Below are 24,692 nucleotides of genomic sequence, written 5' to 3'. Positions count from 1 at the left end.
CCTCTGTAGAGCCGAGCCATGCTCGGCTCAGAGCAGCCGAGCGCAGGCTCGGCTCTACATGAAGCAGGAAACAGAAGGGCCGGCATTACGCCGGCCCTTCTTCATTGCATCAACGCAGCGACCGCATCAGAACTTCGCGGTGAACTCCACGCCCCAGGTACGCGGCTCGTTGAGGAAGCCGGTCAGGTTGTTGAAGTCGATCGCACCGACCACGCGGGTCTGGTTGGTCAGGTTGCGGCCGAACACAGCCACGTCGTACTGGCCGTAATCCCAGTTGTAGCCCAGGCGCAGGCCACCTTCCAGCGAACTACGGCCGCGGAATTCCGGCGACTCGTAGATGAAGAAGTTCACCGCACTGCGGTAGGCCCAGTCGGTGTAGGCGTACAGCTCGCTGCCGTCGCTGAGCGGGAAGCCCACGCGCAGGGTCGCGTTGTGGATCCACTTCGGTGCCTGCGGCAACGGGTTGCCGTTGACCAGCGCATAGGTCTGGCCGTTGATCACCGTGGTCGGGTCGGTAATGGTGCAGCCACCGCCGCAGATCGCCACCGCCAGGTTCTTGTCCTTGATCTCGGTGTCGTTGTAGCTGCTGCCGAAGGTCAGCAGGACGTTGTCGGCCAGGTAGGCCTCCAGGTCCAGCTCCACGCCCTGGCCGATGGTCTTGTCGGCATTGAGCAGGGTGGCGGTGTTGTTGCTGCCGCCCACGGCGATCAGCTGCTGGCCGTCGACGTTGTAGCGGAACACGCTCAGTCCCAGGCGCGCGCGGCGCTCGAACAGGTCGGCCTTGATGCCGGCTTCATACGAGATCACCTTCTCCGAATCGGCCTGCGACAGGCCCGGCGCGAAGGCCAGGCGGCCCTGGATCGACGGTGCGCGGAAGCCCTTGGCCACACGGGCGTAGGCGTTGATGTCGTCGGTCAGCTTGTACACGCCGCTGACATCCCAGCTGACGTCGTTGACGTCGGTGTTGGCCAGGTACGGGCCGCTGACCGGGGTGCCGAACGGAACGGCCTGCAGCACGCTGGCGCTGAAGTCCTTCTTGTCCTGGGTGTAGCGCACGCCGGCACGCAGCTTGAAGCGGTCGGTGACATCGAAGTCGCCCGAAGCGAACACCGCCCACGCCTTGTTCCGCTGGTTCTGCACCACGTGGCCGGTCTGCGGGTTGCCCGGGGTCAGCGAGTCGTAGTTGAAGTTGTTGATGGTCACGTCTTCATCGAAGTAGAAGACGCCGGCCTGCCAGTCGAAGCGGCCCCATTCGTTGGACTCGATGCGCACTTCCTGCGTCCACTGGCGGTGGTGCGGCAGGCCGTCGGCAGACTCCGACGAGAACGGAATCAGGCCCGGGCCGTAATTGCCGGCACCGAGGAAGGCTGCACCGTAGCCACCGTCGATGTCACCACGGTTGAGCGATTCGGCGGTCTCGTAGCCGGTGATCGAGTGCAGGGTCACCGAGCCGAGGTTCCACTGCAGGCGCGCGCTGCCGCCCCAGGTGTCCAGGTCCGAGAAGTTGACGCCGTCGTTGGCCACCTTGTCGCGGTCGAAGTTCTCGACCAGCGAATTGCCGCCCTTCTGGATGATGTTGGCGCGGAACAGGCGCGCGGTGCCGTTGAGCTTGCGCTTGTGCAGGTTGAACAGCGCTTCGAAGTCGTCGCCTTCGTACAGGAACTGCACGCGGCCTGCGGATTCGTCATAGCCTTCGAAGCCACTGTTGGGAGCTCCGACGCGGGTGTTGTCGACCCAGTCGTCGCGGCGCTGGTAGATGGCCGAGACACGTGCCGACCAGCGGTCGGTCAGCGGGCCGCCGTAGGCACCCTGCACGTTCCAGCTGTTGTAGCTGCCATATCCCACGCGGATGTAGCCATCGGCATCCTGCGACGGGCGTGCCGAATCGAACTTGACCACGCCGGCCGGGGTGTTGCGGCCGAACAGGGTGCCCTGCGGGCCACGCAGCACTTCCACGTTGGCCAGGTCGAACAGCGGGAAGCCCTTCAGCAGCGGGCTTTCCTGCACCACGTCGTCGTACACCAGCGACACCGGCTGCGAGGCATTGAGGTCGAAATCGGTGTTGCCCAGACCGCGGATGTAGAAGCGCGGGAAGGCACGGCCGTAGGACGACTCGATGTTGAGGCTGGGCACGCGCGCGGCCAGGAAGCGGATGTCATCGCCGGCCGAGCCGAGCACATCCAGCTTCTCGCCCTGGATCGCGCTCAGTGCGACCGGTACGTCCTTGGCGTTCTCGACGCGGCGCTGCGCGGTCACCTGCAGGGCATCGAGGGCAACCGGATCCTTGGCGGCAGGGGTTTCCTGGGCGGCTGCTACCAGCGGCAGCAGGGCGGAAAGAGCGGCAACGAGGGGGCGCGCGACCGGAAGGCGGCCACGGGAAGTACGGGTCGGGGACATGGCGGTAGGCTGTGTTTGGAGGGGTGGTAAAACGGCGCTACCAGATAATTGTTGCAATACAGCACCTACGCCGCAAATGCCCGCCGTTCATGGCCCCGTCGCCGGCGCCCCCGGGGGCTCGCTAGACTCGGGGTTTCCACCGCGACGGACCCGCCGCCATGACCCAGTGGTACTTCCATGCCTCCGCCCAGGCCGAGCGCGTCGGCCCGCTTGATGACGAGGCCGCGCGCCGCTACGCGCAGGCCAATCCACGCGCCCTGGCCTGGTGCCAGGGCATGAGCGGGTGGACGCCGATCGCCGAGGTGGCCGGGCTGCAGGCGCCGGCCCCGGGCATGCCCAATACCCCGCCGCCGGTGCCGGCAGGCGCCAGCGGTCGCGCCGACGACATCGAGTTCCGCATCGTCGGCCATGAAATGCAGTTCGTGGAGATCGAGCTCGACCCCGGCGAGAGCGCCATCGCCGAGGCCGGCGCGCTGATGTTCAAGGACGCTACGGTGCAGATGGACACGGTGTTCGGCGCCGCCAACGGCGACCAGGGCGGCGGCTTCATGGGCAAGGTGATGGCCGCAGGCAAGCGCGTGCTGACCGGCGAGAGCCTGTTCGCCACCGTCTACACGCAGAGCGGGCACGGCAAGGGCAAGGTCGCCTTCGCCGCGCCCTACCCGGGCACGGTGCTGGCGATGAAACTGGACCAGCACGGCGGCCGCCTGATCTGCCAGAAGGACAGCTTCCTGGCCGGCGCGCGCGGCGTGCAGATCGGCGTGCAGTTCCAGCGCAAGATCATGACCGGCCTGTTTGGCGGCGAGGGCTTCATCATGCAGAAGCTGGAGGGCGACGGCTGGGTGTTCATCCACGCCGGTGGCTGCGTGGTCGAGCGCGAGCTGGCTGCCGGTGAACGCCTGGACGTGGATACCGGCTGCGTGGTGGCGTATCACCCCACGGTGGACATGGACGTACGCCGGGTCACCGGCATCAAGAGCATGCTGTTCGGAGGCGAGGGCGTGTTCCTGGCCACGCTGACCGGTCCAGGCAAGGTCTGGCTGCAGTCGCTGCCGTTCTCGCGCCTGGCTGGCCGCATGTGGATGGCCGCACCGCAGGGCGGTGGCCAGAGCCGCGGCGAAGGTTCGGTGCTGGGAGGTCTTGGCCGGATGCTGGACGGCGACAACCGGTTCTGACCCACTCGTTTGGTAGGTGCCGACCTTGGTCGGCACTGGAATCTGCGCGTGCCGACCAAGGTCGGCACCTACCGTACCTCTTTCCTGAATGGGCGAGGATTCCCACCCTGCCCGCCCCGCCACGGCTTCGGTATGCTGGCGCCCTTTCCCGAGCCCGGCGCCGCGAGCGCACTGCCGATGAGCCTGTTCCGCCCCCGCATGCTGCTGTCCGTCGCCCTGATCGGCCTGCTGGCCGGCTGCGGCGGTGATCCGGTCCGCCCCACGCCGCCGCCGGCCCCCACCGTGGTGCCGCAGGCCAAGCCGGTGAAGATCGGTATCGCGCTCGGCGGTGGCGCGGCCAAAGGCTTCGCCCACATCGGCGTGATCAAGATGCTGGAAGCCAATGGCTTCGAGCCCGCGGTGGTGTCCGGCACCAGTGCCGGCAGCGTGGTCGGCGCGCTGTATGCCAGCGGCATGGACGCGTTCCAGATGCAGAGCAAGGCGGTGGCGCTGGATGAAGCCAGCATCCGCGACGTGCGCCTGTTCTCCGGTGGCCTGGTGCAGGGCCAGAAGCTGCAGGACTACGTCAACGAACAGGTCGCCAACCGTCCGGCCGAACGCCTGAAGAAGCCGTTCGCCGCCGTCGCCACCCAGTTGGAAACCGGCGAGCGGGCGATCTTCGTGCGCGGCAACGTCGGCCAGGCGGTGCGCGCGTCGAGCAGCATTCCCGGTGTGTTCGAGCCGGTGAAGATCGGCGGTCGCAACTACATCGATGGCGGTGTGGTCAGCCCGGTGCCGGTGGATGCCGCACGCCAGCTCGGCGCCGACTTCGTGATCGCCGTGGACATTTCCAGCAAGGCCAGCGGCAAGGCACCGACCGACATGCTGGGCATCGTCAACCAGTCCATCTCGATCATGGGCCAGCGCCTCGGCGAGCAGGAACTGGCACGCGCCGACATCGTCATCCGCCCGAAGGTGCTGGACATCGGCGCTGCCGATTTCAGCCAGCGTGGCACCGCGATCCTGGAAGGCGAAAAGGCTGCGATGGCGGCCATGCCGCAGATCCGCGCGAAGATCCAGCAGCTGCAGCGCGCGCGCGCCGCCGCAGCGGCACCGGCGCCGGTGGCCGCACCGAAGTGCGAGGAAGCCTCGCGCCTGGGCAAGCTGATGGGCCGCAAGGACAAGTGCTGATCCGTTGGTGCCTGGCCACCGGGCACGCCTGGTGGCCGCTCAGGGCTCCAGCTGCGACAGCGGCAATGCCTGGAATCCCTTCACCGTGCGCAGCACGAAGCTGGAATTGGCATCGGCCACGCCGCCGGCATTGAGCAGCCGGTCCAGCAGGAAGTGCGAGAAGTGCTCCAGGTCGCGCACGTAGACGTGCAGCAGGTAATCCATGTCGCCGGTCAGTGCATGGCAGGCCACCACTTCATCCCACGCTTGCACGCTGTCCACGAAGTGGCCGATGGCGGCTTGGTCGTGTTTTTCCAGCTGCACGCGCACGAAGGCCTGCAGGCCCAGGCGCAACTGCCGCGGTTCCAGCCGCGCGCCGTAGCCGACGATCACACCCTCGCTTTCCAGCCGCTGCAACCGCCGCAGGCAGGCCGAAGGCGAGAGATTCACCCGCGCCGCCAGTTCGGCGTTGGTGGCGCGCCCATCCCGCTGGATTTCAGCCAGCAGGCGTATATCCGTGCGATCGAACTGGACTTCTCCGGCCATTGTTGCCCCGCAACATGGTGAGTACGCAAGGATATTGCGCCAACAAGGCCAATCGGCGCAACTTTTGCAACCCTGTTGCGCGGGCTCTGGCCTAGCATCGTAGGTATCCCGTCAAGGAGTGCCCCATGGACCTCGCCCAGCCCCGCCGCGTCGAACACCAGCAGACCGACAAGGGCTACGTGCCGGTGTACACCACCGCGCTCGTCGAGCAGCCGTGGGACACCTATAGCGCCGACGACCACGCCACCTGGAGCACGCTGTACCAGCGCCAGCGCGAACTGCTGGTCGGCCGCGCCTGCCAGGAATTCCTGGACGCGCAGGACGAGATGGGCATGAGCGCGCACATGATTCCGCGCTTCGACCAGCTCAACGAAGTGCTCGGCGCAGCCACCGGCTGGACCCTGGTCGGCGTCGAAGGCCTGCTGCCGGAACTGGATTTCTTCGACCACCTGGCCAACCGCCGTTTCCCGGTGACCTGGTGGATCCGTCGACCGGACCAGATCGACTACATCGCCGAGCCGGACCTGTTCCACGATCTGTTCGGCCACGTACCGCTGCTGATGAACCCGGTGTTCGCCGACTACATGGAGGCGTACGGGCGCGGCGGCGTCAAAGCGCACGCGATCGGCCCGGATGCGCTGCAGAACCTGACGCGCCTGTACTGGTACACGGTGGAGTTCGGCCTGATCGATACGCCCGAAGGCCTGCGCATCTACGGTGCCGGCATCGTGTCGTCGAAGGGCGAATCGCTGTACTCGCTGGAATCAGCCGCGCCCAACCGCATCGGCTTCGACCTGCAGCGCATCATGCGCACGAAGTACCGCATCGACACGTTCCAGAAGACCTACTTCGTCATCGACAGCTTCGAACAGCTGATGCAGGCGACGTCGCCGGACTTCACCCCGATCTACGCGGCACTGGCCGACCAGGCGCACCTGCCGGCCGGTGACGTGCAGAGCGATGACCGCGTGTTCCAGAAGGGCACGGGGGAAGGCTGGGCCGACGGCGGCGACGTGTAAGCACACAACGCGCATGGCTTCGCACTGAAAACGGCGCACATGGGTGCGCCGTTTTCATTGATGTCTGCACCGCTGCGCCGTCGCGGCGGCGCAGGCGAGGGCAGGGTACTCAGGCGTCCACGGCCCGGCAGGAACCGCGCACCATCAGCTGTGGATGCACGCTGGCCGCGGTCGGTGCATCCGGTACTTCGGTCTGCACCAGCATCGCCGCCGCCATGCGGCCGATGTCGGACACATGGCGGCGCACCGAAGTCAGCGGCGGCCACAACCGCGAGGCCAGCGGGCTGTCGTCATAGCTGACGATCGACAGCTGCTGTGGCACGGCAATTCCCACACGCAGCGCAACCTGGTAGACACCGGCCGCCATCTCGTCGTTGCCGGCGAAGATCGCGCTGGGGCGTTGCCCGCCCATCAGCAGCCGCTCGGCGGCATGCACGCCGGACTCGAAGGTGTCACCGGCTTCCAGCACGCGTTCGCCCGGCAAGGTCAGCCCCACCTGGGCCAACCGCTCAAGGAAGCCATGCGTGCGCTCACGCGCCGCGCGCCGGTCTCCGGGCCCTGCGATCACCGCGATGTCACGATGGCCGAGCGAGAGCAGGTAACCCGCTGCTGCCGCCGCGCCATCGCGATCGTGGGTGACCACCGCCTGCACTTCATCCTCCGACGCATGTGCGTTGATGCGCACGTAGCGGCAATCGATGTCGTCCAGCATCTGCGCGAGCGCAACCGATTCGGATGCACGCGGGCCGAGGATCACCCCATGCAGCTTCTGCTGCTGCACGAAGCGGCGCACGCCGTGCGCGCATTCCGGATCCTGGCTGTCGCAGGGATGCACCACCAGCTCATAACCGGTGCCACGCAGCGCTTCCAGCGCGCCATGCTGCAGGTCAACGATGCATTGGGCACCCGGGTCGTCATACACCAGGCCGATCAGGAAGGAGCGGCGGAACGCGAGCCCGCGCGCCAGAGGGTCGGGCACGTAACCGACCTCGCGCATCAACGCCTCGACCTTGTCGCGGGTGTCTTTGCGCACCAGCGGCGAGTTGTTGATGATTCTTGAAACCGTTTTCTTGGAAACTCCCGACAGTCGTGCGATGTCGTTGATCGTGGCAGCCTTGCCTTTCGATGCCGGCAACGCGGCATCGCTCATATTTCGCACTGACATGTATAGAACCAGGTAAGTCGGAGAATTCTAGCCTTGCGCCCGTCGGGCGCGAAGTTGCGGAATGTCGCAGCTGGAGCGGCACAGACCGTGTTCGACACGTTCCACCGCGTGAGGTTCCATTGTGATCGCTCTACTGCATTTGCATCTGAACCGTTTTTCACGCGCGCTTGCCATGAATGCGGGTGCGACGCGCGCGATCACCAACATTCCCTTAACCAGGCTCCGCTACAGTCGGGGCATGGACCTGCAGACTTCTCCGTTTCCGGCGTTCCGTGGCCGCGACCGGTTGATCGCCGCAGTCGACGCGGCGATGACCTCCGGTGATGCCGAGCGCATCACCGCCGACCTGCAGCTGGCGCTGCAGGAAGCCATCGCGGACAGCCGCATCGAGTTGCCCGAATGCGTGCACCGTCCGGTCAGTGATCATTACGCGCGACGTCCGCTGTACCACAGCCGCGAACACGGCTACAGCGTGATTGCCATGAGCTGGGGCCCAAGGCAGGGCACGCCGCTGCACGACCACGATGCCATGTGGTGTGTGGAGGGCGTGTGGTCGGGCGAGCTGGAGATCACCCGCTATGAACTGCTGGAGTGCGCCGGCGAGCGCTGGCGCTTCCGCCGCCATGCCGTGCTGCGCGGCGGCTGCGGCAGTGCCGGCAGCCTGATTCCACCGCATGAATACCACACCCTGCGCAATGCCAGCGATGAGGCCCTGGCCATTTCGGTGCATGTGTACGAAGCGCCGATGGAACGTTCGGCGGTGTTCGATCCACTTGGGGGTGACTGGTACCAGCGCCGTATCCAGGCGTTGCAGGCCGATCCGGCCTGAGCCGGGCAGAGGGCAGGGCAGCGGACAGCGCCTTCGCAGCGCGCATGGCATCATGCGCCGCTGCGCTGCCGGACCCGGCGGCGATCCGCAATGCCCCGTCGGGCAAGGAGCAAGACCATGTCCAGCGCTGATCCGCGCCTGCGCGCGCTGTTGAAGCTGGCACCGGTGATTCCGGTGTACACCCCCGAAGACGTGAATGAAGCCGTCGAGGTAGCCCAAGCACTGTTCCGCGGTGGCCTGCCGGTGATCGAAGTGACCCTGCGCACGCCGCAGGCACTGGACGCCATCAAGGCCATGGTCGAGGCCGTGCCGGACGCAGTGATCGGCGCCGGTACCGTACTCAACGCCGCGCAGATGCAGGCGGCGAAGCAGGCCGGCGCACGTTTCGCGGTATCGCCCGGTGCAACGCCGATGCTGTATGCCGCCGCGCGCGATGCCGACCTGCCGTACCTGCCCGGTGCCGCCACCGCATCCGATCTGATCCTGGGCCTGGAGCACGGCAAGGACACCTTCAAGTTCTTCCCGGCCGTGCAGGCCGGCGGTGCCGCGCTGCTGGCCGCCTGGAACGGTCCATTCGCCGACGTGCGCTTCTGCCCGACCGGCGGCATCAGCGCGCAGACCGCGCCGCAGTTCCTGCACCTGCCCAATGTGCTGTGCGTGGGCGGTTCTTGGCTGACCACCCCGGCGCTGCTGCAGACCCGTGACTGGGAGGCGATCGAGCGCATGGCGCGCGAGGCATCGGTGCTGGCCAGCTGAACACGCTGCACGAATCTTCAAAGGTTTGATCGTGATCAAAGCGCCGGCCTCGAGCCGGCGTCATTCTGTGGGCAAGCGCACTGCGGAGATCCGAACATGCAATCCACCATGAAGGCCGCCGTCGTACGCGAGTTCGGCAAGCCACTGGTCATCGAGGAAGTCTCGGTACCGCGCCCGGGGGCGGGCGAGGTGCTGGTCAGGATCGAGGCCTGTGGCGTCTGCCACACCGACCTGCACGCCGCCGAGGGCGATTGGCCGGTGAAACCGAACCCGCCATTCATCCCCGGCCACGAGGGCGTGGGGCACGTCGTGGCCGTGGGAGGCGGGGTAGGGCACGTCAAGGAAGGCGACAGGGTCGGCATCCCCTGGTTGTACTCGGCGTGTGGCCATTGCGAACACTGCCTGGGTGGCTGGGAAACGCTGTGCGAAACGCAGCGCAATACCGGTTACTCGGTCAACGGCGGCTTCGCCGAGTACGCACTGGCCGATGCCAACTACGTCGGCCTGCTTCCGAAGGAAGTGGGCTTCATCGAGATCGCGCCGGTGCTGTGCGCCGGCGTGACCGTCTACAAGGGCCTGAAGGTCACCGACACCAAGCCCGGTGACTGGGTGGCGATCTCCGGTATCGGCGGCCTGGGCCACATGGCGGTGCAGTACGCCCGCGCAATGGGCCTGAACGTGGCCGCGGTGGACGTGGACGACAGCAAGCTGGCGCTGGCGCGGCAGCTCGGTGCGCAGGTCACCGTCAACGCGCGCACCACCGATCCGGCCGCGTTCCTGAAGAAGGAAATCGGCGGCGCGCACGGCGCCCTGGTCACCGCGGTTTCACCGAAGGCATTCGAGCAGGCGCTGGGCATGGTCCGCCGTGGCGGCACCGTGTCGCTCAACGGCCTGCCGCCGGGCAATTTCCCGCTGGACATCTTCGGCATGGTGCTCAACGGCATCACCGTACGCGGCTCGATCGTCGGCACCCGGCTGGATCTGCAGGAATCGCTGCAGTTCGCCGCCGAAGGCAAGGTCGCGGCCACGGTCAGCACCGACCGCCTGGAAAACATCAACGACGTGTTCGCGCGCATGCACGCGGGCACCATCGAAGGCCGCGTGGTGATCGACTTCGCCGCCTGACCGCCTGTGCATGGCCGCCGCTGCTCCGTACCCCTCTCCCACGGGCACGGCGGCCATGCCGATCCATCGGTAATGCCGGCCGCTGGCCGGCAACCGCGGATGCGCCGCACAGCCGTACAATGCGCGCATGCCCGGCCTGCTCAAGACCCTGTTCCTGTCCATCGTCGCCCTGATCGGCGGCGTGCTGTCACTTGCCCTGGTCAGCAGCGTCGCCAGCTGGCTGCCGCCGCTGCTGGGCCTGTCGCCCGGCAACAACAGCGTGCAGCTGGGCTGGGACCTGGCCTTCAGCGTGCTCGGCGGCATCGCCGGCATCGCCTTCGCCACCTACTACGCACCCTGCTGGCCGCGTTCGCACGGGTTCTCGATCTGGTCGCTGATCGCGCTGGGCTGCGGCTACGCGGTATGGGCCGCAGGTGCGGATTTTCCCCTGTGGTTCGTCATTTCGCTGCTGGCATCGCTGCCGTTGCAGCTGCTGGTGGGCTGGTGGTTCGGGCGTCGTGCGTCGCGGAACGCAACGTAGCGCCGCATCTGTAGAGCCGAGCCCATGCTCGGCTTTCATGCACATGGACACAGGCAGCCGAGCATGGGCTCGGCTCTACAGGTCCATGCGCGGCAGCGTCTGCTTAAGCGTGTCGATACCCTGCCATGGGTCACCCCTCAAGCGCTTTGCGCGCGCCAGCGCCTTGGCCATCGGAAACGCGTCGGCCGCACTGACGCGTGCAAGCTCTTCCCAGCGCAGCGGCACTGCCACGCCGGCAGCATCGCGTGCACGCAGCGACCACGAGCACACGCTGGTGGCGCCTCGCGTGTTGCGCAGCCAGTCGATGAAGATCACCCCGCCGCGCTTGGCCTTGCTCATCGTCGCCACGTAGCGATCAGGCTGCTCCAGCGCCATTGCCTGCGCGAACGCCTCGCAGAACGCCTTGGCCTCGTCCCAGCCTGCCTTGGGCTGCAGCGGCACCACCACGTGCACGCCCTTGCCACCGGACAGGCGTACGAAGCTCTTCAGGCCCACCTGCTGCAGGCGGTCACGCACATCGCGCGCAGCGGCCTTCACCTGTGCCCAGTTCACCCCTTCGCCGGGGTCGAGATCGAACACCAGACGATCCGGATGTTCGGGATCGGCCACCGTCGCGCCCCAGGGATGCAGTTCCAGGGTGTTCATCTGCACCAGCTGCAGCAGGCCCCGTAAATCGTCGATGTAGACGTAATCCTCGCGGCCGCTCTTCTGCTGCAGGGGCACCGCGAGCACCGCATCGCCCAGGCCGGGGCCATGGTGCTTCTGGAAGAAGCAGGCCTTGCCCACGCCGTCCGGGCAGCGCAGCAGTGACAGCGGACGTCCAGCAATCTCGGGCAGGATCCAGCGTGCCATCTGCCGGTAGTAGTCCGCCACGTCTCCCTTGCTGAGCTTCTGCTTTGGAAACACTACCCGCTCCGGATGAGTGATCTGGACCTCGCCTCCGGTTTCGGCATGCGCGGCGCTCATTCCCAGGTCCTCCTTCTGCTTGTCGCTGCGCAGTCGCTTGAAACTGGCCTGGCGCAGCAGGCCTTCCTTGCCCCAGCCACGGAAGGCCACCTCGGCAACCGCCACCGGCTTCACCCAGCGTACGCTGGCAGCGCGGAACGGCACATGCGCCGGCAGCTGCAGCACGGGCGTCTTCACGGCCAACGGCTGCAGTGCCTTGAGCAGTGCGCGCAGGCTTTCGTCGTCGAAGCCGGTGCCAACGCGGCCCACATAGCGCAAGCCTCCCTTGTCCGGCGTCGCCAGCAGCAGCGAGCCGAACCCCACTCGGGAACCCTTGGGTGCCGTGTAGCCGACGATCAGGAACTCGTCGGTGTCTTCGTGCTTCACCTTCACCCAGCTGCGCGCGCGGGTATTCACGTACGGGGCATCCATCTGCTTGCTGACGATGCCTTCGAATCCGGCCTTGCCACTGGCGTCGAACACCTGCGGGCCGTGGTCGATCACGTGCTCGCTGAAGGCCAGGGTGCCAGGCGCGGGCCCAATGAGCGCTTTCAGGAGTGCTTTGCGCTCCAGCAACGGCGCACGACTGATGTCCGCGCCAGCCACGCCCGGAAGATCGAACACGATGTAGCGCAGCGGTTGCTTCGAACTGCCGTCGATCACCCGCTGCAACGCTGCGAAGTCACTGCGTCCTTCCTTGTCCAGCACCACCAGCTCGCCATCCAGGCGCGCATCGCGCACCGGCAGCGCCTTCACGGCCTGCACCACTTCGGGAAAATCATCGGTCCAATCCAGACCATTGCGGGAGCGCAGCTTGACCTCGCCATTGTGCAGATCAGCCAGCAGGCGATAGCCATCCCACTTGATCTCGTGAAGCCAGCGGTCGCCGTCCGGCGCACTGTTGCGATGATCGGTCAACTGCGGTTTGAAGGCGCGCGGGTAGGGTGCGTCACGTGCGCCGTGCAGTTTCAGCGCGCGTGCATGCCAACCTGCATCGGCCTTGCGGTTCGCCGTGCGCGCGGCAGGCGCGGCGCGCGCGGCCTCCCTCGCGGTGCGCTTCTTCACTGCCGATGAGCGTTTCGGCGCGGACACTCCCGGCAGATCGTCTGCTTCTGCATCGCGTGCTTCCTCGTCATCGCGCTTGATCAGCAGCCACTGCACCTGGCGCCCTTTCATCGCCGTGCGCACCAGCTTCCAGCCACCGGCCAGGCGTTGTCCATGCAGCACGAAGTCGATCTTGCCCGCCGCCAGTGCCTGCAGTGGATCGCCTTCACAGGCCCAGGTGCCGTGATCGAAGACATCCACGTGGCCCGCACCATAGTGGCCTTCAGGAATGTCTCCCTCGAAACCGGCGTAGGACAGCGGATGGTCTTCCACTTCCACGGCCAGCCGCTTTTCACCGACGCGCAGCGAAGGCCCCTTGGGCACCGCCCAGCTCTTCAGTACGCCGTCCATTTCCAGGCGGAAGTCGTAGTGGCGCGAGCTGGCATGGTGCAGCTGGATGACAAAGGTCGGCCGCCCCTTCGGGTCACCGGGGGCACGCGTGTCGTCAGGTTCCGGCGTCTGCCCGGCGCCGCCGCCAAGCCGGCGTTTGCGCCGATACTGGTGCAACGACATGGCTCACCCCGCCTTGCGTCGAGGTGCGGTCTTCTTTGCAGCCTTCTTCGTTGTTTTCTTTGCGGCCTTCTTCGCTGGTGACGTGGCGGCTGCTTTGCGCGTTGCGGCCTTCTTCGCTGGCGTTCGCTTGTTCGCATCCAGGCTCTTCTGCAGCAGCGCCATGAAGTCGACCACATTGGTACTGGCGTCCTCGCGCGGTGCCGGCTCATCGTCCACCCGCGTGGTGCCGCCCTTGGACTTGATGCGCTTGTTCAACACCTGCTGCAGGCGCTCGCGGAACTCATCGTGGTAGTGCGACGGGTCCCACTCACCGGACATCGACTCGATCAACTGCTCGGCCATCGCCGTTTCCTTGCTGGTGATGCGGTAGTCGGACAGTTTGCCGGTGGGCAGCTTGTAATCCTCGGGATCCACCAGTTCCTGTGGATAGCGCAGGATCATCAACACCAGTGCGTCCTCATGCGGCATGACCGCGCACAGGTATTCGCGCGTGCGCACCACCACCCGCGCGATGCCCACCTTGCCGGTGCTGCGCAGGGTTTCGCGCAGCAGCACATAGCCCTTTTCGGCCTTCTTGCCGGGCACCAGCAAATACGGTTTCTCGTAATAGCGCGGGTCGATCTGGGCCGCATCCACGAACGATTCCACCTCCACCGCCTCGTGGCTTTCCGGCGCGGCCGAGCGGATATCACCTTCCTCCAGCACGACATAACTGCCCTTGTCGTACTCATAGGCTTTGACGATGTCCTTCCAGGGCACTTCCTCGCCGGTGTCGGCGTTGACCCGTTCGAAACGGATCGGCTTGCGATCGCGGGAGTCGAGCATGCGGAACTGCAGATCGACTTTGCGCTCGCCGGACATCAACGACACTGGCACGTTGAGCAGGCCAAACGACAGCGTGCCGGTCCAGATCGGGCGGGCCATGGTGACACCTGTTACGGGGCAGGGGATGCCCAGCTTCTGCCCAGCGATGTAAACCACCCGTGTCCGTGCCGTGCACGTCAGGTGGCGCGGCCACTTGGCTGTAGAGCCGAGCCCACGCTCGGCTGCTTCAAGTGCCCGCCACTACTGCAGCAGCGGCCTCACCGCCGCTGCCGGAATATGGTCCAGCGCGCGCCAGGCGTCTTCCACCACCGGCCGCGCCTGCGACCAGCCCAATCGTGACTGTCCGCGCATCTGTTCCCAGTGCTCGGCCAGTTCCTCGCAGGTATCTGCGGCATCACCGCGTGGCCAATCGGCAGCATGCGTGGTCAACGCGAAGGCATACACCGGGCACAGGTCACGCCAGTTGCGGTGGCTCTGCCCGCGGCGTTCCTCATAGTCGCTGAGCATGTACTGCAGGTAGTCCTGCGCCACCGCCTGGGGGTCTTCGTGGCGACGCGTACGGCGCTGCGCGGTGCGCTGGCCGAGCGGATCGAGCAGGGCGTTGAACACGGACGGTGCGGGTCGTTCAAGACGGGGCATGGCCGGCTCCTGCAGCGGGGGCGGGTGGGCAGGAATACGCGCGGTGCCGTTACCGGGGGGTGAGCGAGATGTTCATGACGCCAGGTTCGCGGCGGCTTTACCTTGCTGGCGGTGTAGTGGGGCCCCCCGAGCGCAGGTAGCCAGACCATGAGCCGAGAGACCTCCCGAGACCCGCTGCGGGAAAACCACCCGCCCATTCCCGGCGAACAGCGCGGCAAGCGCGATGCCGACAACGCCGACTACCGAGGCACCGGTGCGCCGTTCTTCGATGCTGCGCAGGGCGACGAACACCTGCCGGTGAAGCACGAGGCTGAACAGGCGGCCCAGGACCGCAAGGATGGCGGCGACCGCCATCGCGGTGGCCAGGAGAGCCCGCTCAAGCGCCGCGAGCGCAAGCAGCGCGCCAGCGACAACCAGGACGAGGCGCTGGAGGAAACCTTCCCGGCCAGCGATCCAACCTCGCCGTTCGTGCCGGCCAAGGCCCCCGATTGACGGGTACTGCCGGCCGCTGGCCGGCAACCCCTTGACGCCCTGCGCGGCGCGATGCCCGCCAGCGGCCAACACTCCCTCTTCAGCGCCACGACCATTGCAGGCCGGCGTTGGCTCGCCGCCCCGGCCCCGGCTCGTAGTAGCGGCCATTGCCATCGTTGACGATTACCGAGCCGATGTAGGCCTGGTCCAGCACGTTCTCCAGCCGCGCGAAGGCGCGCAGTTCCCCGCCAGGCAGCGCCCAGCGGCGCCCACCTTCCAGGTGCAGCAGGGCGAAGCCCGGCGCGCGCTCGCTGGCCACGTCGTTGACCACGGTATCGCTGCTGGCGGTGGCCTCCAGCGCCCACTGCCAGTCGGCTGGCGTCCATTGCAGCCGGGCAAAGGCCTGCTGGCGGGGCACGCCCGGCAGGCGGCTGCCCGCAGCCACCGTGTTGTTCGCGGTCAGATAGGGCGAGCGCACCTGCGCCTGCAGCCAGGTCCACGCCAGCTGCAGTTCCAGCTGCTCGGCCAGCGGCTGCCGGTACTGCAGTTCCACACCCTGGCGGCGGGTGCGGCCGATGTTGCGATAGGTGCTGCGACCGCCGATGTTGCTGGCAACGGCCAGCTCGTCGTCGGTATCTGCACGGAACACACTGATATCAAGCTGGGTTCCGTCCTGCGCATGCCATTTGCTGCCGACCTCCACGCTGCGGCTGCGAGCAGCGGCCAGATCCAGTGCCAGCCCGGCTTGGCCGTCGGCGCGATAGCCCAGCTCGTTGAAGGTGGGGGTTTCGAAACCACGTCCCGCCGCCGCGTGCAGCCGCCACTGCGGGGTGGCCTCGAAGGTGATCCCGGCCACCGGGGTGGTGGCCTGATAGCGCCGGCGGCCACTGTCATCCGGGTTGCGGCCGATGATGTAGCGGTCGTCCGATTCGAAGCGCACGGTGCTGTGACGCACGCCGGCCAGCAATGACCAGCGCGGGCTCCACTGCCACCAGGCCTGGGCGAACTGGTCCACGTTCTGCACGACGTCGATCTGGTCACGGCGCAGGCGCCCGCGCACGCCCAGGATGTTGCCAACGAAGTTCTCGTAGCCGGTGCGGTGCTGGCGCTGGCGGTCGGCGCTGAGCCCGGCCACCAGGTCCAGCGGTCGCCCTGCCAGATCGCCGTGCCAGCCCCAGCGCGCGTCCAGTCCGCCGTAGCCGGCGTCCAGGTCGATCACGCCGCCGGCATGCAGGGGGTTGGCCTGGGCGGTCGGCGGGATCGGCAGGTACTGGCGTACCGCGCGCTGGCCGGCATAGCCCATCAGCTGCCAGCGCTGCGCTCCGGATTCACGCGTCCAGCGCAGACCCGCCTGCTGCTGGCGCACCGATTTGCGGGTGTTGTACTGGTGCGCCACTGCCGTGGCCTGGCGTGGGTCGGCTGCCACCTGCGCACGGGTCAAGCCCAGCGGGTCCTGCGCATCCGGTGCATCAAGCGCATTGAGCAGCAGTTCCAGCCGTCCGCCGCCCAGCTCACCGCCGATGCGCGCGTTGAGCGATTCGCGGCGCGCACGGCTGTGATCGCGCCAGCCATCGGTACGGAAGTGGTTGGCGGCGATGTTGTAGTCCAGCCCGCGACCCGCCCCCTTCAGCTGCGCGCCGACGCTGAGCGTGCGGTCGGCGCCGGCGTTCACGCGCAACCGCCACGGGTCGCCGGCCTGGCCCTGCGCGCTCCAGACCTGCAGCACACCGCCGGAGGAGTTGCCGTACAGCGCCGAGAACGGCCCACGCAGCACGTCGATGCGCTCGGCGCCGAGCAGGCTGGCATGTGACAGCTGGCCCTGGCCGTCCGGCATGGTCGCGGGCACGCCGTCGATCAGTACCCGCACCCCGCGCACGCCGAAGGTCGAGCGTGCGCCGAAGCCACGGATCGACAGCTGCGTGTCCTGGGCGAAGTTCTGCCGGTCTCGCGCGAGCAGGCCCGGCACCCCGGCCAGCGCCTCGGACAGCTGCGCGCCGGTGCCCGCGCGGCTGGCATCGATCCAGACCGTGTCCAGGCTCGCGGGCAAGGCGAACGGGTCGATGCCGGGCACGCGTGCGGCCTGCACCTGCACGGCGGGCAGGGCGGAGGGCGCGGGCTCGGCCAGCGCCGCCCAAGGCGACAGCAGCAGGGCAGACAGCGGCAGGCAATGGCGTCGTGCAGCAGGATTCATGATTCAGGTTGATGGATCGGGCGGCAACGCACGCCATGGTACGGGGCTGCGGATGACGATGGCGGCGGCCAGCCCCGGCAGGCTTTGTTACGATGGGCTGTTTCCGGCTGAAAAGCCGCGGACCGCGTAGCGCACTTCCTCCCCCTTTCCGTCTACCGAATGAGTACCGCCGTGTCCTTCTTTGCAAACGTGGAACTGGTCCCAGGCGACCCGATCCTGGGCCTGACCGAGGCGTACAACGCCGACAGCCGCCCGACCAAGGTCAACCTGGGTGTGGGCATCTACTACGACGAGAGCGGCCGCATTCCGCTGCTGCGCGCCGTCAAGCAGATCGAGCAGCAGCTCGCCGCCGAAGCCAAACCGCGCGGCTACCTGCCGATCGATGGCCTGCCGGCGTACACGCAGGCGACGCGTGAGCTGGTGTTCGGCAAGGATTCGCCGCTGCTGGCCGCCGGCCGCGTCACCACCGCACAGACCGTCGGTGGCAGCGGTGCGCTGCGCGTCGGCGCCGACGTGCTGAAGAAACTGCTGCCGCACGCCACCGTGGCGCTGAGCAACCCGAGCTGGGAAAACCACCGTGCGGTGTTCAGCGCCGCCGGTTTCGACGTGGTGGAGTACACCTATTTCGACCCGACCACCCATGGCGTCAACTTCGACGCCCTGCTGGCCGACCTGGGCAAGCTGGACGCCGGCACCGTGGTGCTGCTGCACGCCTGCTGCCACAACCCCACCGGCGCCGACCTCACGGTCACCCAGTGGAAGCAGGTCGCGCAGCTGCTGAAGGACAAGCAGCTGTTCCCCTTCATCGACATGGCCTACCAGGGCTTCGACAAGGGCATCGAGCAGGACGGCGCCGCCGTGCGCATCATCGCCGAAGCCGGCATCGACAGCTTCATCGTCGCCAACTCGTACTCCAAGTCGTTCTCGCTGTACGGCGAGCGCGTGGGTGCGCTGTCGATGGTGGCGCCGACCGCCGCGGACGCCAAGGCCGTGCAGTCGCAGGTCAAGCGCGTGATCCGCACCATCTACTCCAGCCCGTCCACCCACGGTGCTGCGCTGGTGGCCGGCGTGCTGACCAACCCGGAACTGCGCGCGATGTGGGAGCAGGAACTGACCGAGATGCGCGAGCGCATCCACGCCCTGCGCCAGGGCCTGGTCGAGAAGCTGGCTGCCGCTGGCGCGCCGCAGTTCGGTTTCATCAACGAGCAGGCCGGCATGTTCTCCTACTCCGGCCTGAGCCGCGAGCAGGTCGAGCGCCTGCGCGACGAGTTCGGCATCTACGCCGTCGGCACCGGCCGCATCTGCGTGGCCGCGCTGAACCAGAACAACCTGGAGTACGTCGCCAAGGCCGTGGCCACCGTCGCCAAGGGCTGAAGCAAGGTTGCACGGGTTTGAGAACAAAGGCGCCGAAAGGCGCCTTTGTTTTTTGCGCGCTGGTCTCTGTAGAGCCGAGCCTACGCTCGGTTTGTGCGGCATGAAGGACGAAGCGCAGCCGAGCGCGGGCTCGGCTCTACAGAAGCAGGGCGCCCCGCTTCCGCGAGCGCAACGCATCTGGAAACGATTACGCCTTCCCGCGCTCACGCACGCGCTTGCCGGACCGGCGACAATAGGTGTTTTCCTGCTGCCGAGACCTGCCCGCTCATGTCCCGTACTTCGTTGACCCGCTTCCTGATCCAGGAACAGCACGCCGGCCGCATCAATGCCGACCTGCGCCAGCTGATCGCGGTCGTCGCCCGCGCCTGCACCAGCATCTCCATCGCCGTCAGCAAGGGCGCCCTCGGTGGCGTGCTCGGCGACGCCGGTACCGGCAACGTGCAGGGCGAAGCGCAGAAGAAGCTGGATGTGATCAGCAACGAGATCCTGCTTGAAGCCAACGCCTGGGGTGGCCACCTCGCCGCGTGCGCCTCCGAAGAAATGGATCACAGCCAGCCGGTGCCGGACATCTACCCGCGCGGCGATTTCCTGCTGCTGTTCGATCCTCTCGATGGCAGCTCCAACATCGACGTCAACGTCTCCGTCGGCACCATCTTCTCCGTGCTGCGTTGCCCGACCAACGTCGAGCTGCCGGGCGATGACGCCTTCCTGCAGCCGGGCAGCAAGCAGATCGCCGCTGGCTACTGCATCTACGGGCCCAGCACCCAGCTGGTGCTGACCGTCGGCCACGGCACGCACGCCTTCACCCTGGACCGCGAGAAGGGCGAGTTCGTGCTGACCACCGAGAACATGCAGATTCCGGCGGCCACCCAGGAATTCGCCATCAACATGTCCAACCAGCGTCACTGGGAAGCGCCGATGCAGGCCTATGTGGGCGATCTGCTGGCCGGCAAGGAAGGCGCGCGCGGCAAGAACTTCAACATGCGCTGGATCGCCAGCATGGTGGCCGACGTGCATCGCATCCTGACCCGCGGCGGTATCTTCATCTACCCGTGGGACAAGAAGGACCCGTCCAAGGCCGGCAAGCTGCGCCTGATGTACGAAGCCAACCCGATGGGCCTGCTGGTCGAACAGGCCGGCGGCGCCGCCTGGACCGGCCGCGAGCGCATCCTCGACATCCAGCCCGACCAGCTGCACCAGCGCGTGCCGGTGTTCCTCGGTTCGCGCGAGGAAGTGGCCGAAGCCGTGCGCTACCACCACGCGCACGACGACGCGCAGGGCTGATGGGCGGTTGCCGGACGACGGTCATGGCAGATCGATGACATGACCGTGGGGTGACACCGAGGGCGGCAAACGGCACCATCAAGCCGTTGCCGCCTAAGGAATGCACGCATGCACGAGCAGGGCCCGGTCGATTTCATCGAGGTCATCCACAACGCGGTCCCCAGCGAGGTCTGCGCAGCGATCGTCGAGCGCATGCGGGCAGCGCGTGGCCTGCAGCCCGGTGCCGTGGGCAGTGGCGTGTTCCCGGAACTCAAGCACAGCAAGGATCTGCGCATCAGCGGCCTTGATGGCTGGCAGGATGTGGAACATCAGCTGCAGCACGCGGTGTTCAACGGCCTGCTGACTTATCTACGCCGTTATCCACAGGCATTGATCGCCCCGCTGATGTTGCAGATCCAGGACAGCAACGGCCAACCGCGACGCCTGTCTGCCGAGGACTTCCCTGACATGCCGCAGCAGCAACTGGCCGATCTGGCCCGCACCTGCCTGCGCCCGGGTGCGATCAACCTGCAGTGGTATGCGGCAGGCGAAGGCGGTTACCCGTACTGGCACTGCGAGCTGTACCCGAAGGATGCGCAGGCCGAGACCCTGCACCGGCACGTGCTGTGGACGCTGTACCTCAACGACGACTTTGACGAAGGCGAGACCGAGTTCCTGTTCCAGGGGCGGAAGATCGTGCCGCGCACCGGCAGTCTGTTGATTGCGCCGACCGCGTTCACCCACACCCATCGGGGCAACCGACCGCAGGGCGGCGACAAGTTCATCGCCACCAGCTGGATCCTGTTCCAGAGTGCGCAGAAGTTGTTCGGGGGTTGATCTCGAGCCTGCTCGACAGCCTCGAATGCAGCGTCGAGCCATGCTCGACTGATGGACTCAGAACAGACTTCCCTGCGGCGAATCCTTCTTCGGCGGCAACGGCTTCTGGAACCGGCTGCAATCCAGCTTCGGCCAATGGCTGTTCTGCGCATTGAAGCCGAGACGCTTTCGCGCCAGCTTGAAGCGGTTGTTCAACAGATCGGCATACACGCCCTGGCCGCGCATGCGCGTGCCGAACTGGCTGTCGTAGTCTTTGCCGCCGCGCAGCTGCTGAATGGTGCTCATCACGTGCGCGGCGCGATCGGGATGATGGGTATCGAGCCAGTCGCGGAACAACGGCGCCACTTCCAGCGGCAGGCGCAGCAGCACGTAACCGGCTGTGCTGGCGCCGGCATCATGTGCGGCCTCCAGCACGGCTTCCAGTTCGCTGTCGTTGATCCACGGGATTGCCGGCGCCACCATCACTCCCACCGGAATGCCCGCTTCATGCAGGCGCTTCATCGCGCGCAGCCGTGCATGCGGCGCTGATGCACGCGGTTCCAGCTTTGCGGAAAGATGAGGGTCCAGCGAGGTCACCGAGAAGTGCACGCTGACCAGGTTTTCCGCCGCCAACGGTGCGAGCAGATCGATGTCGCGCTCGACCAGCGCGTTCTTGGTAATCAACGAAAATGGATGCTTGGTTTCCAGCATCACTTCGATCAGCTGGCGGGTCAGCTTGAACTTGCGCTCGATCGGCTGGTACGCGTCGGTGTTGATGCCCAGCGCGATCGGCTGTGGCACATAGCCCGGCTTCGACAACTCCTTGCGCAGCAGCTGCGGCGCATTGGTCTTGGCAAACAGCTTGGTCTCGAAATCCAGGCCCGGCGACAGGTTCAGATAGGCGTGCGAGGGACGCGCGAAGCAGTACGAGCAGCCATGCTCGCAACCGCGGTACGGATTCACCGATTGGCTGAAGCCAACGTCCGGCGAAGTGTTGCGGCTGATGATGCTGCGTGCGGTCTCGGCGCGTACTTCGGTGCGCAGGCGCGGCGCGAGGAACTCCTCGCTCTCGTCAACCGCCCAGCCGTCGTCCACCGCCTCGCTGACGGTGCTTTCAAAGCGTCCGGCAAGGTGGGACGTGGAACCTCGGCCCTTGATCGCGATACCCATGCCCGCAGAGTACGCCGCGCCTGTCTCAGCGGCTGCGACGGCCGCCTGAAGGGTTCAGGGCAAGTCTGAGCCGAGCGTGGGCTCGGCTCTACAGTGGGATACGGCTACCTTTTGTAGAGCCGAGCCCATGCTCGGCTGCATCCATCGGTTACAGCAGTGCCAGGTAGCCCCGCACCGTGGCATCCAGCCCGTCATACAGCGCCTCGCCGATCAGCGCATGACCGATCGACACCTCCAGCACGTCCGGCACGTGGGCCAGGAAATCGCGCAGGTTGTCCTGCGACAGGTCGTGGCCGGCGTTGACGCCCAGTCCCACCGCCTGTGCGCGGCGTGCGGCGGTGGCGAACAACGCCAGCATTGCCTCGGCATCGCCGGCGGCGTGCGCTTCGGCGTAGGGGCCGGTGTACAGCTCGATGCGATCTGCACCGACTTCGGCCGCCTGCTCCAGCAGCGGATTACCGGCGTCGACGAACAGGCTGACCCGGCAACCCATCGCCTTCAGTTCGGCCACCAGTGGTCGCAGCCGCTCGCCGTCACGCTCGAAGTCGAAACCGTGATCGGACGTGATCTGCCCATCGCCATCCGGCACCAGCGTGGCCTGCGCCGGGCGGGTCTGTTCGCACAACGGCAGCAGCCCGGGGTAGCCCTCGCGCGGCGGCGCGAATGGGTTGCCTTCGATGTTGAATTCGACGCCCCGCGCGCGGGTCAGCGTCGACAGCGCCAGCACGTCCTCGGCGGTGATATGGCGGCGGTCCGGCCGCGGGTGCACGGTGATGCCATGCGCACCGGCATCCAGGCAGGCCTGGGCGGCACGCACCACGTCCGGTTCGGCGCCGCCGCGCGAATTACGCAGGACGGCGATCTTGTTGACGTTGACGCTGAGCTGGGTCATGGAACGGAACTACTTGGAAAGAGGGGACGGATCGTGGTCGTTGGCGTCGTCATTGCGGCGGGCCTGGGCCTGCTCGCGCAGGCGGCGCAGTTCCTCGGCATCGACAAGCGTGGCAGGGTCCCGCTGAAGGTCGCCGAAGCGGGCCACATAGCGGCCGCGCACCCAGGCCAGCAGGAAGGCCAGGGCGGCCAGCAGGCACAGGGTCATCAATGCGGCGCTGGGGGTCTTCAGCGCGAAGGCGAAACAGCCCAGCGCCAGCAGCAGGTACAACCAGTACATAGTCGGGCTCCCCGGATGATCGCCGCAGTGTAGCGCTGCGTCAGAGCAGCGGCGAGGCCAGCCGGGCGAAGGCCTCGGGCAGGCGGTGCAGCCACAGCGAGCGGCCGGCCTGGTCGTGCACGCGGGTGGCGCGGTCGAACTCTCCCTGCAGCAGCCCGGCCAGGGCGGCGACGCGGTCACGGTCGCTGATCATCATCGACAGCTCGAAGTTCAGCCGGAAGCTGCGGTGGTCGAAGTTGGCACTGCCGACGATGCAGACGTCGTCATCGGCGATGAAGGCCTTGGTATGCAGCATGCGCGGGCCGTACTCGTAGATCTTTACCCCGGCATGCAGCAGTTCGTCGAAGTAGGAGCGCGCGGCCTGGGTGACGAACCAGGAATCGCTCATCTTCGGCACCAGCAGGCGCACGTCCAGGCCGCCCAGCGCGGCCGAGGTCAGCGCCATCCGCGCGGCTTCGCCGGGCACGAAGTAGGGCGTCACCAGCCAGACCCGTTCGTGCGCCTCCTGGATCGCCGCCACGTGCAGCCGATGGATGGTTTCCCAGCCGGAGTCTGGCCCTGAGACCAGCACCTGGGCGTTGATGGCACCATCGCCGCGCAGCGGCATGTCGGCCGGCCAAAGACGGGCAATGTCCATGCGCGAGGGATCCTGGCCACTGGCATAGAGCCAGTCTTCGGCGAACACCAGCTGCAGGCTGCGCACCACATGGCCGCGGATGCGCATGTGCAGGTCGCGGTAGGCGTCGGGCCGGCGGCTTTCGTCCTCTTCGTCAGTGATGTTGATGCCACCGGTGAAGGCCAGGCGACCGTCGATGATCACCAGCTTGCGGTGGGTACGCAGGTTCAGCCACGGGCGCTTGAAGGGCTTCAGCAGTTGCCGCGGATGGAACCAGATGGCCTCGCCGCCTGCGTCCAGCAATGGTTGCAGGAAGCGGCGGGGGAGGGCGGAGGATCCCACGGCATCCAGCAGCAGGCGCACCTGCACGCCGGCGCGGGCGCGTTCGACCAGGGCATCGCGCAGCGCGGTGCCGGCGTGGTCCGGATTGAAGATGTAGTACTCCAGGTGCACGTGATCGCGAGCCTGCGTCACCGCTTCCAACAGAGCGGCGTACGTAGCGGCACCGTCCACAAGCCAGGTCACTTCGGTGGCGCTGCTCGGCGCCAGGCCGGTGGTGGCCTGGGCGATCTTGGCCAGCTCGGTGCAGTCGGCATCGGGCGGGCAGACGTCGCTGTAGTGCTCCATGCCCGAACGGGCACGGCCACGGCGCAGCCGCTGACGCTTCACCTTCTGCGGGCCCAGCAGGTAATAGATGAACAAGCCGAGGTAGGGCAGCAGCGCCAGCGACAGGATCCAGCTCAGCGTGGCCACCGGCTCACGCTTCTGCAGCATGATCCAGCCGGTCAGCGCGAGCAGGTACAGCAGATAGGCTACCGCCAGGATCGTGCCGAGGTGGGCGATGCCGTCGAGCCAGTGGCGCAGGGAGTCGAAGAGGGCGAGCATCCGCCGATCATAGCGGGCGCGTGCTCCC

At 66.9% G+C, this 24,692-nt stretch carries 22 protein-coding genes; 11 read left to right on the top strand and 11 right to left on the bottom strand.

What is annotated here, in order from left to right:
- Nucleotides 1-126: 126 nt before the first annotated feature.
- Entirely contained in the window at nucleotides 127-2,397 is a 2,271-nt protein-coding gene (locus ACZK0Z_RS00165; RefSeq protein WP_049429163.1) for a TonB-dependent receptor, read from the bottom strand.
- 158 nt (nucleotides 2,398-2,555) lie between these two features.
- Between ACZK0Z_RS00165 and ACZK0Z_RS00160 the strand changes: the two genes are divergently transcribed.
- Nucleotides 2,556-3,572, top strand: coding sequence for a TIGR00266 family protein (locus ACZK0Z_RS00160; protein ID WP_049429164.1), 1,017 nt, complete (start codon nucleotides 2,556-2,558; stop codon nucleotides 3,570-3,572).
- A gap of 177 nt (nucleotides 3,573-3,749) precedes the next feature.
- Nucleotides 3,750-4,742, top strand: coding sequence for a patatin-like phospholipase family protein (locus ACZK0Z_RS00155; protein ID WP_019337382.1), 993 nt, complete (start codon nucleotides 3,750-3,752; stop codon nucleotides 4,740-4,742).
- Between the two features lie 39 nt (nucleotides 4,743-4,781).
- Here ACZK0Z_RS00155 and ACZK0Z_RS00150 read toward each other — a convergent pair whose 3' ends face one another.
- A complete protein-coding gene (locus tag ACZK0Z_RS00150; protein WP_049429165.1) occupies nucleotides 4,782-5,267 on the bottom strand; it encodes an Lrp/AsnC family transcriptional regulator in 486 nt (161 codons plus the stop codon).
- A gap of 125 nt (nucleotides 5,268-5,392) precedes the next feature.
- Here ACZK0Z_RS00150 and phhA point away from each other — a divergent pair, with 125 nt between their 5' ends.
- On the top strand, nucleotides 5,393-6,286 hold the full coding sequence (gene phhA / locus ACZK0Z_RS00145) for a phenylalanine 4-monooxygenase (RefSeq protein ID WP_049429166.1): 894 nt from the start codon (nucleotides 5,393-5,395) through the stop codon (nucleotides 6,284-6,286).
- A 109-nt stretch (nucleotides 6,287-6,395) separates the two neighbouring features.
- On the opposite strand, the gene ACZK0Z_RS00140 is transcribed toward phhA, so the two are convergent.
- Nucleotides 6,396-7,451 carry a LacI family DNA-binding transcriptional regulator gene (locus tag ACZK0Z_RS00140; RefSeq protein ID WP_197632677.1) on the bottom strand — a complete coding sequence of 352 codons (1,056 nt, stop codon included), beginning with the start codon at nucleotides 7,449-7,451 and terminating at the stop codon, nucleotides 6,396-6,398.
- A gap of 238 nt (nucleotides 7,452-7,689) precedes the next feature.
- Here ACZK0Z_RS00140 and ACZK0Z_RS00135 point away from each other — a divergent pair, with 238 nt between their 5' ends.
- The 4 genes from ACZK0Z_RS00135 (at nucleotide 7,690) to ACZK0Z_RS00120 (ending at nucleotide 10,681) form a co-directional block, all read left to right on the top strand.
- Nucleotides 7,690-8,280, top strand: a complete 591-nt coding sequence (locus ACZK0Z_RS00135; RefSeq protein ID WP_197632678.1) for a cysteine dioxygenase family protein — start codon at nucleotides 7,690-7,692, stop codon at nucleotides 8,278-8,280.
- A gap of 117 nt (nucleotides 8,281-8,397) precedes the next feature.
- Nucleotides 8,398-9,036, top strand: a complete 639-nt coding sequence (eda, locus tag ACZK0Z_RS00130; protein WP_197632679.1) for a bifunctional 4-hydroxy-2-oxoglutarate aldolase/2-dehydro-3-deoxy-phosphogluconate aldolase — start codon at nucleotides 8,398-8,400, stop codon at nucleotides 9,034-9,036.
- Between the two features lie 96 nt (nucleotides 9,037-9,132).
- Nucleotides 9,133-10,161, top strand: a complete 1,029-nt coding sequence (gene adhP, locus ACZK0Z_RS00125) for an alcohol dehydrogenase AdhP (protein ID WP_197632680.1) — start codon at nucleotides 9,133-9,135, stop codon at nucleotides 10,159-10,161.
- Between the two features lie 127 nt (nucleotides 10,162-10,288).
- Nucleotides 10,289-10,681, top strand: a complete 393-nt coding sequence (locus tag ACZK0Z_RS00120) for a hypothetical protein (RefSeq protein WP_197632681.1) — start codon at nucleotides 10,289-10,291, stop codon at nucleotides 10,679-10,681.
- A 75-nt stretch (nucleotides 10,682-10,756) separates the two neighbouring features.
- Here the strand turns inward: ACZK0Z_RS00120 and ligD are convergent, their stop codons facing one another.
- From ligD to ACZK0Z_RS00105, 3 genes are all read right to left on the bottom strand, one after another.
- The gene (ligD, locus tag ACZK0Z_RS00115; protein ID WP_197632682.1) at nucleotides 10,757-13,243 is read right to left on the bottom strand and encodes a DNA ligase D; all 2,487 of its coding nucleotides are present in this window, start codon (nucleotides 13,241-13,243) and stop codon (nucleotides 10,757-10,759) included.
- 3 nt (nucleotides 13,244-13,246) lie between these two features.
- Nucleotides 13,247-14,167 (bottom strand): non-homologous end joining protein Ku, encoded by a 921-nt coding sequence (gene ku, locus ACZK0Z_RS00110; RefSeq protein WP_049429173.1) that lies wholly within the window; start codon nucleotides 14,165-14,167, stop codon nucleotides 13,247-13,249.
- A gap of 141 nt (nucleotides 14,168-14,308) precedes the next feature.
- Entirely contained in the window at nucleotides 14,309-14,707 is a 399-nt protein-coding gene (locus ACZK0Z_RS00105) for a hypothetical protein (RefSeq protein ID WP_014035432.1), read from the bottom strand.
- Nucleotides 14,708-14,854: 147 nt separating this feature from the next.
- On the opposite strand from ACZK0Z_RS00105, the gene ACZK0Z_RS00100 reads away from it, so the two are divergent.
- On the top strand, nucleotides 14,855-15,199 hold the full coding sequence (locus ACZK0Z_RS00100; RefSeq protein WP_033833524.1) for a hypothetical protein: 345 nt from the start codon (nucleotides 14,855-14,857) through the stop codon (nucleotides 15,197-15,199).
- A gap of 79 nt (nucleotides 15,200-15,278) precedes the next feature.
- On the opposite strand, the gene ACZK0Z_RS00095 is transcribed toward ACZK0Z_RS00100, so the two are convergent.
- On the bottom strand, nucleotides 15,279-17,369 hold the full coding sequence (locus tag ACZK0Z_RS00095; RefSeq protein ID WP_197632683.1) for a TonB-dependent receptor domain-containing protein: 2,091 nt from the start codon (nucleotides 17,367-17,369) through the stop codon (nucleotides 15,279-15,281).
- A 171-nt stretch (nucleotides 17,370-17,540) separates the two neighbouring features.
- Here ACZK0Z_RS00095 and ACZK0Z_RS00090 point away from each other — a divergent pair, with 171 nt between their 5' ends.
- The 3 genes from ACZK0Z_RS00090 (at nucleotide 17,541) to ACZK0Z_RS00080 (ending at nucleotide 20,843) form a co-directional block, all read left to right on the top strand.
- On the top strand, nucleotides 17,541-18,743 hold the full coding sequence (locus tag ACZK0Z_RS00090; RefSeq protein WP_049429175.1) for an amino acid aminotransferase: 1,203 nt from the start codon (nucleotides 17,541-17,543) through the stop codon (nucleotides 18,741-18,743).
- Between the two features lie 267 nt (nucleotides 18,744-19,010).
- On the top strand, nucleotides 19,011-20,027 hold the full coding sequence (locus ACZK0Z_RS00085) for a class 1 fructose-bisphosphatase (protein WP_014035428.1): 1,017 nt from the start codon (nucleotides 19,011-19,013) through the stop codon (nucleotides 20,025-20,027).
- Between the two features lie 108 nt (nucleotides 20,028-20,135).
- On the top strand, nucleotides 20,136-20,843 hold the full coding sequence (locus ACZK0Z_RS00080; RefSeq protein WP_197632684.1) for a 2OG-Fe(II) oxygenase: 708 nt from the start codon (nucleotides 20,136-20,138) through the stop codon (nucleotides 20,841-20,843).
- A gap of 57 nt (nucleotides 20,844-20,900) precedes the next feature.
- Here the strand turns inward: ACZK0Z_RS00080 and ACZK0Z_RS00075 are convergent, their stop codons facing one another.
- The 4 genes from ACZK0Z_RS00075 to cls all read right to left on the bottom strand — a co-directional run bounded on the left by ACZK0Z_RS00075 (nucleotide 20,901) and on the right by cls (nucleotide 24,664).
- Nucleotides 20,901-21,992, bottom strand: a complete 1,092-nt coding sequence (locus ACZK0Z_RS00075) for a PA0069 family radical SAM protein (RefSeq protein ID WP_197632685.1) — start codon at nucleotides 21,990-21,992, stop codon at nucleotides 20,901-20,903.
- Nucleotides 21,993-22,140: 148 nt separating this feature from the next.
- Complete coding sequence (locus ACZK0Z_RS00070) at nucleotides 22,141-22,884, bottom strand: pyridoxine 5'-phosphate synthase (protein ID WP_049429177.1); 744 nt, start codon at nucleotides 22,882-22,884, stop codon at nucleotides 22,141-22,143.
- Between the two features lie 9 nt (nucleotides 22,885-22,893).
- Entirely contained in the window at nucleotides 22,894-23,163 is a 270-nt protein-coding gene (locus tag ACZK0Z_RS00065) for a hypothetical protein (RefSeq protein ID WP_049429178.1), read from the bottom strand.
- Nucleotides 23,164-23,203: 40 nt separating this feature from the next.
- On the bottom strand, nucleotides 23,204-24,664 hold the full coding sequence (gene cls, locus ACZK0Z_RS00060) for a cardiolipin synthase (protein ID WP_049429179.1): 1,461 nt from the start codon (nucleotides 24,662-24,664) through the stop codon (nucleotides 23,204-23,206).
- Nucleotides 24,665-24,692: the final 28 nt, after the last annotated feature.

It is taken from the genome of Stenotrophomonas sp. 116085_Sma (assembly GCF_056479585.1).
Note: the sequence above shows the minus strand (reverse complement) of the source record. Positions and strands in the feature narration are given on the sequence as shown.